Source organism: Amycolatopsis sp. M39 (genome assembly GCF_001651785.1).
In the GTDB taxonomy this organism is placed as follows: Bacteria; Actinomycetota; Actinomycetes; order Mycobacteriales; family Pseudonocardiaceae; genus Amycolatopsis; species Amycolatopsis rubida.
The window spans coordinates 23,669-35,240 of record NZ_LWSF01000002.1 but is presented as its reverse complement, the minus strand read 5'-3'; the positions used below and the strand labels follow the sequence as shown (position 1 = coordinate 35,240).

At 69.7% G+C, this 11,572-nt stretch carries 13 protein-coding genes; 7 read left to right on the top strand and 6 right to left on the bottom strand.

The window, feature by feature from the left end:
* Window positions 1-325: 325 nt before the first annotated feature.
* The gene (locus A4R44_RS04875; protein WP_037354589.1) at window positions 326-538 is read right to left on the bottom strand and encodes a hypothetical protein; all 213 of its coding nucleotides are present in this window, start codon (window positions 536-538) and stop codon (window positions 326-328) included.
* A 327-nt stretch (window positions 539-865) separates the two neighbouring features.
* Between A4R44_RS04875 and A4R44_RS04870 the strand changes: the two genes are divergently transcribed.
* Entirely contained in the window at window positions 866-1,420 is a 555-nt protein-coding gene (locus A4R44_RS04870; RefSeq protein WP_067576737.1) for a hypothetical protein, read from the top strand.
* Window positions 1,421-1,440: 20 nt separating this feature from the next.
* On the opposite strand, the gene A4R44_RS04865 is transcribed toward A4R44_RS04870, so the two are convergent.
* Both A4R44_RS04865 and A4R44_RS04860 read right to left on the bottom strand, forming a co-directional pair.
* Window positions 1,441-2,265, bottom strand: coding sequence for an acyl-CoA thioesterase II (locus tag A4R44_RS04865; RefSeq protein ID WP_067576735.1), 825 nt, complete (start codon window positions 2,263-2,265; stop codon window positions 1,441-1,443).
* Between the two features lie 21 nt (window positions 2,266-2,286).
* The gene (locus A4R44_RS04860) at window positions 2,287-3,015 is read right to left on the bottom strand and encodes an alpha/beta fold hydrolase (RefSeq protein WP_067576734.1); all 729 of its coding nucleotides are present in this window, start codon (window positions 3,013-3,015) and stop codon (window positions 2,287-2,289) included.
* 47 nt (window positions 3,016-3,062) lie between these two features.
* Here A4R44_RS04860 and A4R44_RS04855 point away from each other — a divergent pair, with 47 nt between their 5' ends.
* Window positions 3,063-4,334, top strand: a complete 1,272-nt coding sequence (locus A4R44_RS04855; RefSeq protein ID WP_067576732.1) for a cytochrome P450 — start codon at window positions 3,063-3,065, stop codon at window positions 4,332-4,334.
* A 5-nt stretch (window positions 4,335-4,339) separates the two neighbouring features.
* Here A4R44_RS04855 and A4R44_RS04850 read toward each other — a convergent pair whose 3' ends face one another.
* Together A4R44_RS04850 and A4R44_RS04845 are read right to left on the bottom strand one after the other, a co-directional pair.
* Window positions 4,340-5,098, bottom strand: coding sequence for a maleylpyruvate isomerase family mycothiol-dependent enzyme (locus A4R44_RS04850; RefSeq protein ID WP_067576730.1), 759 nt, complete (start codon window positions 5,096-5,098; stop codon window positions 4,340-4,342).
* An 86-nt stretch (window positions 5,099-5,184) separates the two neighbouring features.
* On the bottom strand, window positions 5,185-6,183 hold the full coding sequence (locus A4R44_RS04845; RefSeq protein ID WP_067576728.1) for a small ribosomal subunit Rsm22 family protein: 999 nt from the start codon (window positions 6,181-6,183) through the stop codon (window positions 5,185-5,187).
* 135 nt (window positions 6,184-6,318) lie between these two features.
* Here A4R44_RS04845 and A4R44_RS04840 point away from each other — a divergent pair, with 135 nt between their 5' ends.
* The 3 genes from A4R44_RS04840 to A4R44_RS04830 are packed head-to-tail and all read left to right on the top strand — an operon-like array spanning window position 6,319 to window position 8,432.
* Window positions 6,319-6,744: a YciI family protein gene (locus tag A4R44_RS04840; protein WP_067576726.1), complete on the top strand. Its 426-nt coding sequence runs from the start codon at window positions 6,319-6,321 to the stop codon at window positions 6,742-6,744.
* A complete protein-coding gene (locus tag A4R44_RS04835; RefSeq protein ID WP_067576724.1) occupies window positions 6,744-7,100 on the top strand; it encodes a YciI family protein in 357 nt (118 codons plus the stop codon). The genes A4R44_RS04840 and A4R44_RS04835 overlap by 1 nt, the downstream gene beginning before the upstream one ends.
* A 54-nt stretch (window positions 7,101-7,154) precedes the next feature.
* On the top strand, window positions 7,155-8,432 hold the full coding sequence (locus tag A4R44_RS04830; protein ID WP_067576722.1) for an RNA polymerase sigma factor: 1,278 nt from the start codon (window positions 7,155-7,157) through the stop codon (window positions 8,430-8,432).
* A 184-nt stretch (window positions 8,433-8,616) separates the two neighbouring features.
* On the opposite strand, the gene A4R44_RS04825 is transcribed toward A4R44_RS04830, so the two are convergent.
* A complete protein-coding gene (locus A4R44_RS04825; protein ID WP_161269810.1) occupies window positions 8,617-9,396 on the bottom strand; it encodes an IclR family transcriptional regulator in 780 nt (259 codons plus the stop codon).
* Between the two features lie 243 nt (window positions 9,397-9,639).
* Between A4R44_RS04825 and A4R44_RS04820 the strand changes: the two genes are divergently transcribed.
* Window positions 9,640-10,866, top strand: a complete 1,227-nt coding sequence (locus A4R44_RS04820) for a MurT ligase domain-containing protein (protein ID WP_067576720.1) — start codon at window positions 9,640-9,642, stop codon at window positions 10,864-10,866.
* Window positions 10,859-11,566: a type 1 glutamine amidotransferase gene (locus tag A4R44_RS04815; RefSeq protein ID WP_067576718.1), complete on the top strand. Its 708-nt coding sequence runs from the start codon at window positions 10,859-10,861 to the stop codon at window positions 11,564-11,566. The genes A4R44_RS04820 and A4R44_RS04815 overlap by 8 nt, the downstream gene beginning before the upstream one ends.
* Window positions 11,567-11,572 lie beyond the last annotated feature (6 nt).

Below are 11,572 nucleotides of genomic sequence, written 5' to 3'. Positions count from 1 at the left end.
CAGTGAGCGCGATGCAGTGCCGAGACAAGTGGCGCGAGACAGCGATCGCAGCGGATGTGGCGCGGCGAGCGGTCACCCAGGCGCGGTGAATACGCGCGCGGCACATATCGCGGAGTGAGTGGAGCGCGTCGTGCGGTGACCGCCGTGGGGCGGACGCGGTGGGGTGCAGGCAGCAAGCTCTGCCGAAAAGCTCAGGAAACTCAGCGCGAGATCCGGCCGAAAGCCGAAGCGTCGGACGTCGTGTCCATATTGGACGGGCCGCTCGCGTGTGCGGCCGGCCCGGTCCCCCAGATTTCCCCAGTGGTGGTGCTGTCGGTGGTTTAGTTCAGGAGGCGACGGCCAGGCGGACCCGGCGGTCGCGGGCGTAGGAGACCAGTTCCCGGACCTCGTCGGTGGTGATGATGCGGACTGCGTCTTCGAGGATCTCGGCCGTGGCCACCTGCAGCGGCCAGGAACGCAGGCCGGGAGCGGGTTCGTGCCAGAACCACTGGCCTTGGGCGAGATCCTCGGCGGCGACGGTTGGTTCGTCGGTGTTCATGCGTGCAGCCTAACTTGCACCACCGACAGAAAATCGCTCTACCGGACATCCCGGGACAACCCCGGAGGAAGCGCAAGAAGTGAACGCGGATTCGAGGTTAGTTCCTGCTGGTCGGGAGGATGCGCGCCGGCTGGCGGGTGGCGTGGGTCACGCGGGCTTTGCCGGTTGGCGGGCGGGTTGGGAGCGGGGTGCGAAAGTAAGGGGCGGTGACCTGGTCCCGCTTAGCGGCGGATTCGGGTGGATTTTGCACGGCTGGGCGGCCTGCCCTAGGCTTCGCCGGTCACCGCGCACACACCGGGGGTTTCCGGGACGAGAGGAACGGTGCGAATGGCTTTGCGCGACCCCGAGGCGTACCGCGACATCGATCTGCCGACGATTCTCCGGATGGAGCGGCGGCTTCCCTGGTACGGCTGGCCGCACCTGCCGTTGGGGCTGCTGGTCTGCGTGGCCGCGATCCTCGCCGCCTACCGGGTTCCGGTTTCGAATCACCTGACGACCGCGCTGGTCGCGGGTGGCGGGGTGGTCGGCGGGTTTTCCGGTTACGGGTGCGGGCTGGTCATGGTCAGCACTCCGGGTCTGGTCCAGACCGGCTACCTGAACTGGCGGCGCACCCGGGTGCTGCGGGTGGTGCTCATCGTGCTGGGCGGGTTGTCCGCGGCGTCGATGGTGGTCGTGGTCGCGTGCCATATTTCGTTGCTGGCCGGGGCTTCCGACCAGCATCCGTTCCGGCTTTCGGTGCAGGCCGGGTTGTATCTGGTGCTCGTCGTCGCCAACACCGTTCTCGCCGGGCTGGAGGCGTGGCAGTTGTCGAAGGTGCTGCGCGAGCCGGTTGCCGAGGCGGTCGCGGAGCCGGCGGGGCCGGTGCGGGTTCGGCTTGGCTGAACTGTCTACATCGGACTGAATCAGCGCCTGCGCAGCAGTACTTCTTGCGTCACCGAGGCAACGAGCCGTCCGTCGGTGGTGAAGAATTCGCCGTGGGTCAGGCCTCGGGTGCTCGCGTAGCTGGGGCTTTCCATGTCGAACAGCAGCCATTCGTCCGCACGGAACGGGCGGTGGAACCACACCGCGTGATCCAGCGACGTCAGCTGCGGCTCGCCCGGGTCGTCGCGGTGGGGCAGCAGGGCGGTGCCCGCGAGGCGAATGTCGGAGATGTAGGTGAGCGCGCAGACGTGCGCCAGCGGGGCGTCCGGCAGCGCGTCCTTCGCCCGGACCCAGATCTGCTGACGCGGGCCGCGGCCGGTGTCGGGCAGGCCGGTTTCCGGGCTGCTGACGAAGCGGACCTCGATGGCGGACAGGACGATCGGCGAGCGGTCCTGCTCGACGACGCCCGCCTCGTCCGGGGCGGGGACGTCCGGCATCCGCGCCTGGTGCGCACTGCTTTCCGCCTCGGTCTGGAACGACGCGGACAGGCTGAAAATGCTCTCGCCGTTCTGGATCGCGACGACCCGGCGCGTGGTGAACGAACCGCCGTCGCGGGTGCGCTCGACCTCGTAGATGATCGGCATGTCGGTGCGTCCGCCGCGGATGAAATAGCCGTGCAGCGAGTGCACGTGCCGCGCCGCGGGCACGGTCGCGCCGGCCGCGGTGAGCGCCTGCGCCGCGACCTGACCGCCGAACGCCCGCTGCGGCGAACCCTGGTGGCACCAGCCGCGGAACAGGTTCAGCTCGAGCGGTTCGAGCTTCAGCAGCTGGTCTAGCCCGGTCCGGGTCGGATCGATCGTCGTCACCCGGCCAGTCTAAGCGCCTGCTCAGTCGCTTCGCGGGGGGAGCAGCGCCGCCACCGCGGCTGGATCCTCGACATGCGCGTTGTGCCCGAGCCCGGACAGGACCACTGCCCCGGGAACAAGGGCCCGCAGCTGCTCGGGACGGCACATCGGATCGTTTTCCCCGGTGGCGAGCACCACCGGGCAGCGCGCGGCCGCCAGCAGGCTCGGCATTTCCGGGCGGCCGACGCCGAAGGCGGGTGGATCAAGGACCAGCCGCCAGCCGTCGGCGGTTTCGGTGACGCCGTCCGGGTCTGCCGGAGCCAGGCCGGTCAGGCCGGAGATCTTCAAAGAAGCGGTTTCGGCCTCCTCTTGAGTGTCGAACAGCCGCGGTGGACGCGCTGCCATCGCGGCGGCACGGGCCAGGTCGTCTCCGCTCCACGCCACCTTGATGCCCACTGCCAGCACACTGCTGACGTCGAGCCCATAGCGGCCGCTCGCCAGCTCCAGCGCGACGACGCCGCCGAGAGAATGGCCGAGGACGGCGACCGGGCCGGGCTCGTCCAGCGCCTCGGCGACCGCGGCGGCGAGCGCCTCGAACGTGTACTCGGGCAGCCGCGGCGAGCCGCCGTGGCCGGGCAGGTCCGGCGCGAGCAGCCGCTGGTCGAGCAGGCCGGCGAGGCCGTCCCAGACCGCGCCGGTGGCGCCGAGCCCGTGCAGGAGCAGGACCGGCGGTTCGCCGTCTCCGGTGACGCGCAGCTTCAGCTTTTCCACCGGACGGATCTTTCCGCAGGCGGCGGTCTCGGGGCTAGGGTCGAGACGTGTCGAGTGCTGTCATCGCCGACCCGGACACCTACGTCACGGGCGTGCCTTACGACCTGCTTGCCCGTCTGCGCCGGGAAACGCCGGTGACGCGGATCGACGATTTCTGGGCCGTGCTGCGCCACGCCGACGTACGGCACGTGCTCCGCACCCCTGCGGTGTTTTCGTCGCAGTTCGGCGGCACGCAGATCCGCGACCCGGCCACCGCGGCGGACCTGCGGTACGTGCGCCGGATGATGCTCAACATGGACCCGCCCGAGCACGGCAGGCTGCGCGGGCTGCTCACGAAGGCGTTCACCCCGCGCGCGGTCGGCCGGATCACGGAACGGATCGAAGGCTGGGCACGGGATCTCGTCGCGGCGGTGGCCGATCGCGGCGAATGCGATTTCGCCAAGGACATCGCCGCCGATCTGCCGTTGCTCACCCTCGCCGAGGTATTCGGGGTGCCCGAACAGGATCGCCGGCTGATGTTCGACTGGAGCAACCGCGTGATCGGCTTCCAGGACGCCGAATACGCGGTGAGCGCGACCGTCGACGCCGACGATGTCACCGACCTCGCCCGTGCCGCGCTGGCCGTGCGTCCCGAACCCGGTCCGGACGGCAAGATGCCGGATCCGCGCAGCCGCGCCGGAATGCCGGACCTCTACGCCTACGCGCACGCGCTTGGCGAGCACAAACGCGAGCACCCCGGCGACGACGTGATGAGCAACCTGATGCAGTACGTGGACGACGACGGCGGCCGCGTGTCGATTGCGGAGTTCGAGAACCTTTTCTGGTTGTTTTCCGTAGCGGGCAACGAAACCCTGCGCAACGGCCTTCCCGGTGGAATGGCCGCGTTGCTCGTGCATCCCGAGCAGTACCGCACACTTCTCGACGACCGAAGCTTGCTTCCCGGCGCGGTCGAGGAGATGCTGCGCTGGCATACACCGGTGATGCATTTCCGCCGCACCGCGACCCAGGACACTCGACTGTCCGATGTGGACATCAAGGCCGGCGACAAGGTCGTGGTGTGGTTTTCCTCGGCCAACCGCGACGAGTCGGTCTTTCCCGATCCGGACGTGTTCGACGTGACGCGCGCGCCGAGCGAGCACCTGACGTTCGGCCACGGCCCGCATTTCTGCCTCGGTTCGCACCTCGCGCGGACGCAGATGCGGGCGTTGTTCGCTGCGGTGTTCGACCAGCTCGGCGAGGTCCGGCTCGCGGGCGAACCCCGCCGGCTGCGGTCGAACTTTCAGAACGGGCTCAAGAGCCTCCCGATCCGCTGGGACTGACCGGCTCAGCCGAAGCCGACGAGCGAGAGCCAGCGGTCCAGGTATTCCGTGTCGCCGGTGCGGTGCGCGATCTCCGGCGACAGCCTGCCGTAGACCATCAGCAACAGGTCGCCCAGCGGCGCGGCCGCGGTGACCGCCGCGGTCGCCGGCGGACCCGGATGCCAGGCCGGCTGATCGCCGGTGAGGTCGACCGTCCAGGACGCCGTGTGGTCGGTCGGCGCGAGGTGAATCGTGCGGTCCGGACCGTGCAGTGTACGGCGTTCGGGAACGTACTCCAGCAATTGCGGCAGCGACCCGAGTTCCAGCCATTCCTCCATCGCATCGTGCGCGACTTCCGGCGCGACGGTGAATTCCCCGCTCGCGGCCAGCGTCGCGTCGGCGCGGTGGAGCAGTGTCTCGTTCATGAACCGGCGTGCGTAGAACGCCGCCCGCGGCGGTCCGTTCGGGACTGGCGTGAAGACCTCCGCGTCCGGACCCGCCTCGCGCAGGGTCGACACCAGCGCCTTGGCCCCGTCCGCGAGCCACGACGCCGGCCGCGCGGTGTCCACCGGATTCCGGAGTTCGTCGTCCGGCAGCCAATGGTCGGCCCGCGTCCGCACGGTTTCTTCCGCCCACCGGTGCCCGGTGCTGACGTGATCGAGCAACTGTCCGAGATTCCACTCCGGGCACGCCGCGACCCGCACCGTCCGGTCCGCGCCGTCGACGGCCGCGGCGAGGAGTTCGGTCTGCCGCAGGATCTCGGCGCAATGCTCGTGGAAGTCCATGGGATGTCCTCTCCGGTTCAGATCCGCTGACACCAGACAGTCGGAGCCGACGCGGCCATCCAGACACCGCAGCCGGAGAACCCGGGTTACTCCACGCTCCAGGCGTCTCCCCATTCCGCGTCGCGAGCGGCGCGGTACCGCACGCCGTGCCGCTTCGACACGACGGTCCCGGGCGCGAGCCCGTCTGCCGTGCAGAGGTCGAGCTGCACGAACCCCTTGTGCTTGCGCGGATGCCGGATGATCCGGGCCGACGGACGGTCGACCGGTGCCGACGTGGCCGCCACGTACGAGAACTTCTCGTCCTCGAATCCCAGCGTGCCGGATTTGATCCGCCGGTGCACCCCGCTTCGGGGAAGCCGTGCGGAGAAGTGGCACCAGTCCTCGCCCGGTTTGATCGGGCAGGCGTCATCGTGCGGGCACGGTGCCACCACGCTGCGGCCCAGCTCGCGCAAGACTTCGCGAGCCGCGCGGATCCGCGCGAACCCTGCTGGCGTGCCGGGTTCGATGAGCACGACCGTGCCGGCCTTCGCGGCGAGCCACTGGACGACGCCGGCACGGCCGCGTTCGGGAAGCTCGCCGAGGACGTACGAGAGAGTGACCAGGTCGGCCTCCGGCGCCGCGGATGCGGAATCGACCAGCCCGCGCTGCCAGACCGCGGTGCGGACGGCTGGCTCGTCGGCGCTCGCCGCCAGCTTGCGTCCCAGCGCCAGCGCGGCTGCCACCTGCTCCAGGACAGTGCACTTCTCCAGCGACGGCCAGACGTCGGCCGCGGCCCACACTGCTGCTCCGGTGCCGCCGCCGATGTCGACGTGCGTCTTCGGGGCGAATCCGGGCGCGGCGGCAGCCACCTCGCCCAGCACCGCGCTGACCGCCGCGTACGTCGCCGGCATCCGGTACCCGGCGTACGCGGCGACATCCAGCTCCGAAGAGAGGATCGGCGACGTTGCCGAGTCACCTTGTCGATAACGCTTGCTGAGCCGGTCCACGGCCTGTGCGAGCCGGGATTCCGGGAACCGGGCCAGCTCGTCGTCGAGGGCGGCGCGGAGAGCTTCGGGAAGTACTGCCACGGACAACGATTCTCCCATGCCCGTTTTGTCCCCTGAGATTCGCCTGACCTGCTAGTTTCGCGACCAGAAAAAAAGTTCGAGGACCTTGTCGATCCGGCCGCGGCCCGTTCGACGCAGTGGTGGAAGCAAGCCGAGAGCGAAGGGGAACCGAAGATGCGATTCATGGTGATCATGAAGGCCAGCGAAGAGAGCGAAGCCGGCCAGATGCCCAGCACCGAACTGCTCGCCGAGATGGGCAAGTTCAACGAGGAACTCGTGAAAGCCGGCGTGATGCTCGCCGGCGAGGGCCTGGCACCCAGCTCCGAGGGTGCCCGGGTGAAGTTCTCCGGGGACAGCGAGCCCAGCGTCGTCGACGGTCCGTTCGCCGAGACCAAGGAGCTGATCGCCGGGTTCTGGATCCTCCAGGTCCGTTCGCTCGAGGAAGCCGTGGAGTGGATCAAGCGGGTGCCCAACACCGACGGCGCGCACCACGAGATCGAGATCCGGCGGATTTTCGACGCCGAGGACTTCGGCGACAACCTCACCCCGGAACTGCGCGAGGCCGAAGAGAAGCTGCGCGAGCAGGCTGCGCGGAACTGATGCGATTCATGGTGCTGGTGAAAGCCAGCCAGGAATCGGAAGCGGGAGCCGCGCCGAGCGCCGGATTGATCGAGCAGATGGGCCGGTTCAACGAGGAGCTCGCCGAATCCGGTCACCTCGTGCAGGCTGCCGGGCTGACGCCCAGCGCGGAAGGCGCCCGGCTGCTGTGGTTCGACGGGGAGGCGGAGCCGAGCGTGGTCGACGGCCCGTTCGCCGAGACCAAGGAACTCGTCGCCGGCGTGTGGATTCTGGAGGGGGAGTCGCTCGCCGAAATCGTCGAGCTGATGAAGCGGGCGCCCAATCCGGACCGGCAGGCGGGCACTGTCGAGATCCGCCCGATGGCCGGCGAGCGGTGACGCCGTGCCCGCCTGAGGGTTGCCTCGGGCGGGCCGGGCCGGTCTGATGGGCCGGTGGACACGCGAAGTGCGGTAGAGGCCGTTTGGCGGATCGAGTCGGCGCGGGTGATCGCTGGTCTCGCGCGGATGACCCGCGACGTGGGCCTCGCCGAGGAGCTGGCGCAGGACGCGCTCGTCGCCGCGCTCGAACAGTGGCCGGAGACCGGGGTGCCGCGCAACCCGGGCGCCTGGCTGATGACGATCGCCAAGCGGCGGGCCATCGACCTGTTCCGGCGGAACGAAACCCTCGGCCGCAAGCTGGACGAGATCGGCCGGGAAGCCGAACAACTCGGCGAGGGCGTGCTGCCGGACTTCGACGCGGTGCTCGACGACGAGCAGATCGAGGACGACCTGCTGCGGCTGGTGTTCACCGCGTGCCACCCGGTGCTGTCCACCCAGGCGCGGGTGGCGCTCACGCTGCGCATGCTCGGCGGGCTCAGCACCGACGAGATCGCCCGCGCGTTCCTGGTGAAGGAATCCACTGTCGCGCAACGCATCGTGCGGGCGAAGAAGACGCTCGCCGAGGCCAAGGTGCCGTTCGAAACACCGGTCGGCGGCGAGCGCGTGGCGCGGGTCCCGGCCGTGCTCGAAGTGATCTACCTGATCTTCAACGAGGGCTACTCCGCCACGCGCGGCGACGACTGGATGCGGCCCGCGCTGTGCGAGGACGCGTTGCGGCTCGGCCGGGTGCTGGCCGGGCTGATGCCCGGCGAACCGGAAGTGCACGGACTGGTCGCGTTGATGGAAATCCAGGCTTCGCGCTCGGCGGCGCGCACCGGTCCGAACGGCGAACCCGTGCTGCTGATGGACCAGGACCGCAGCCGCTGGGACCGCCTGCTGATCCAGCGCGGCCGCACCGCGCTGGCCCGGTCCGAACAGCTGGCGGACGGCACGTACGGGCCGTATTCCGCGCAGGCCGCGATCGCCGCGTGCCATGCCGTCGCGGTTGCGCCGGAGGAGACCGACTGGGCGCGGATCGCGGCGCTGTACGCGGGTCTTGCGCAGCTCACGCCGTCTCCGGTGATCGAGCTGAACCGGGCCGTCGCGGTCTCGATGGCGGAGGGGCCGGAAGCCGGGCTGGCGCTGGTGGACAAATTGCTGACTGAGCCCGCGCTGAAGAACTACCACCTGCTGCCGAGCGTGCGCGGCGACTTTCTGTACAAGCTGGGCCGCCGGGACGAGGCGCGCGCCGAGTTCGAGCGCGCGGCGAAGATGACCGGCAACGAGCGGGAGCGCGTGCTGCTGCTGGAACGGGCCGAGTCGTGCAGCAAGCTGGAAGCGGGAACGAGGTAGCGGGGCACTGTGCGGTGCGGCAGTGATCGACATGCCCGCAACGGTCCACCACACGGCCGACAATTCCCGCTGTCACCGTCGGCCATCCCCAGGGTTGTCCACAAGTCGACATGCCTGTGGATAACCTGTTTCCGCAGGTGGCAGCACCGGAAATCGGCTGTCCGACCCGATCCGGTGAATGACCTCAACGATTTCGGACGTACCCCAGCCGCATCGACAACGCGGCCGCGGTCCCGGCTACCGTCGCGCCCAGTTCGTCCGCCCGGCGCATCACCCGCGGGGCCGGCCCGGCGACGCTGATCGCCGCGATCGGACGGCCCGAGTGGTCCCGCACGGCCGCCGCGACGCAGCCGACGTCCGGCTCGTTCTCCAGGTCGTCGACGGCCCAGCCGCGACGTCGCGTGCGCGCTAGCTCGTCCAGCAGCCGGACCGGGTCGTTGATGGTCTTCAGCGTGAGGCTGTCCAGCTTCATCCGGCGCACGCGCTCCACCCGGTCAGCCTCCGGCAACGCGGCCAGCCAGGCCTTGCCCAGCGACGTCGCGTGCTGCGGCCGTCGAGTGCCGAGGCGGCAGGAGAGCGTGACCGCGCTGGCGCTGCGCTCGGTCGCGACGTAGACCATCGCGTCGTTGTCCGGCACCGCGAGGTACGTCGTCTCACCGGAACGCTCGGCCAGCGCGGTGAGATACCGCGGCGCGCAGCGGTGCAGGTCGGTCGCCGCCATCGCGCGGGCGCCCAGTTCGACCAGCCGGGTGCCGAGCCGCACGCGTCCGGTGACGGTGTCCGCCTCCAGGTACTCCAGCCGCTTCAGCGTGCCGACGATCCGGTAGGCGGCGCTGCGGGACAGACCCAGTTGCCGGGCGAGCGCGTTCGTGGAAATTTCCTGGTGCTGCCCGACGTGTTCGAGCACCGCCAGCCCGCGCTCCAGGGTGCCGCTTTGGTCCAGCCCGCTTGCTGCTGCGTCCACGTTCGCCCTCCGCCTGTCGCTCTGCGTTCCCGGTCACCGGTGCGTGGTGCCATCAAGCGGGGTTGGACGCTAACACCTCCGATGTATGGACGGAAGATCTTGACCGAACTCTGTCATTGGGTGCGTTCGAGGTTGCGCCGAATGGTTCAACCTCCGATCGGTAAGACTGCTTACAAAGGGTAACGGAGACTGGAGTCACCCTCTCAGGAAAATCACAGCGGTTGTGCCGCACGGTTTGTCGTGATGTCAACACGTCTGCGTACCCGGGCGTCGGTCGCCGCCGGGCGGCTGACCGCGTGGTTTTCCCGTACCGCCCGGCTGGGCCGAGGCGGGGTGATCGGCGGCCGGGTCACGCTGCGGCTCGACCCCAAGGCGTTGCGCAGGCTCGGCCGCGATCGCACGGTCGTGATCATCACCGGCACGAACGGCAAGACCACCACGTCGCTGATGCTGACCCGCGCGCTCGAAGCGCTCGCCGAGGTCGCGCACAACGGCGACGGCGCGAACATGCCCGACGGTCTGGTGGCCGCGCTCGCCGCCCGCCCGGACGCGCCGTACGCGGTGCTGGAGGTGGACGAAACCTACGTTCCGTGGGTGGCCGAGCAGGTGCAGCCCGCGGCGCTCGTGCTGCTCAATCTCAGCCGTGACCAGCTCGACCGCGTCGGCGAGGTCCGGATGATGGAGCGCGACCTCCGCGCCGCCTTCGCCGGGCTGTCGCGCACGGTCGTGGTCGCGAACTGCGACGACGTGCTGGTCACCTCAGCGGCTTCGGCGGCGATGCGCCCGGTGTGGGTCGGCACTGGACGGCGCTGGTCGGGTGATTCCGTCTCCTGCCCGCGCTGCGGCGGTGCGATCACGCATACCGATCGCGAATGGCGTTGTGCGGTGTGCGCTTTCGCTCGCCCGGAGCCGACCTGGACCCTCGACGGCGACCTGGTCCACACGCCCGGCGGCCGGCAAGTCGACCTCGACCTGCGGCTGCCCGGCGAGGCCAACCGCGCTAACGCGGCTCTCGCGCTCGCCGCCGCGCACTGCGTTGGCGTGCCACCGCACACCGCCGCGGCCCGGCTGCGCACCATCACCGACATCGGCGGCCGCTACCGCACGATTCGCCGCACACGGCATTCAGTTCGGCTCATGCTTGCGAAAAATCCGGCGGGCTGGGCCGAAACGTTGCGCGTCCTCGACGAAGACACCCCGGTCGTCGTCGCGGTCAACGCGCACGAAGCGGACGGCCGTGACCTGTCGTGGCTCTGGGACGTGCACTTCGAGCGGTTGCGCGGCCGTCAGGTCGTCGTGGCCGGTGAGCGGTCCGCGGATCTCGCGGTGCGGCTTTGCTACGCCGAGGTGCCGCATTGGTCGGCCCCGGACCCGGTCAGCGCGATCGACACGCTGCCGCCGGGCGGGGTCGAACTCGTCGCGAACTACACCGCCTTCCGTGACCTGGTGGACCGGTTGCCTGATGTCTGACTCGACCGTCGGCATCGGCCTTCTGCTGCCCGAGGTACTGGGGACGTACGGCGATTCCGGCAATGCGCAGGTGCTTTGCAAACGATTGCAGTGGCGCGGTTACGACGCCGAAGTGGTGCCGGTTTCGCTGGACTCCGCGGTGCCGTCCACTTTGGACCTCTACCTGCTCGGCGGCGGCGAGGACATGGCGCAGGTGCTGGCCGCGGACTTCCTGCGCAACTCGGCGGGCCTGCGCAGCGCGGCGGACGCGGGACGTCCGGTGTTCGGGGTGTGCGCTGGTCTGCAGATCCTCGGCACGCGCTTCCGCGGCGTTGACGGCATCGAACACGCTGGGCTTGGCCTGCTCGACCTTGTCACCGAGCCGGCTGAGCAGCGTGCGGTGGCTGAGCTGATCGTCGAACCGAACCTGCTCGATACGCCGTTGACGGGCTTCGAGAATCACCAGGGCGCGAGCGTGCTCGGCCCGGGCAGCGCACCGCTGGGCCGCGTCGTCCGGGGAACCGGCAACGGCGACGGCACCGAGGGCGCGGTCACCGATCACGTCCTCGGCACCTACCTCCACGGCCCGGCGCTGGCGCGCAATCCCGAGCTGGCTGATCTGCTGTTGTCGTGGGTGCTCGGCCATGTGCTGAAGCCGTTGGACCTGACTGAGGTGGATGCGCTGCGCTCGGAACGGCTGGCCGCACGCCGCGCCCGATGACCTCCC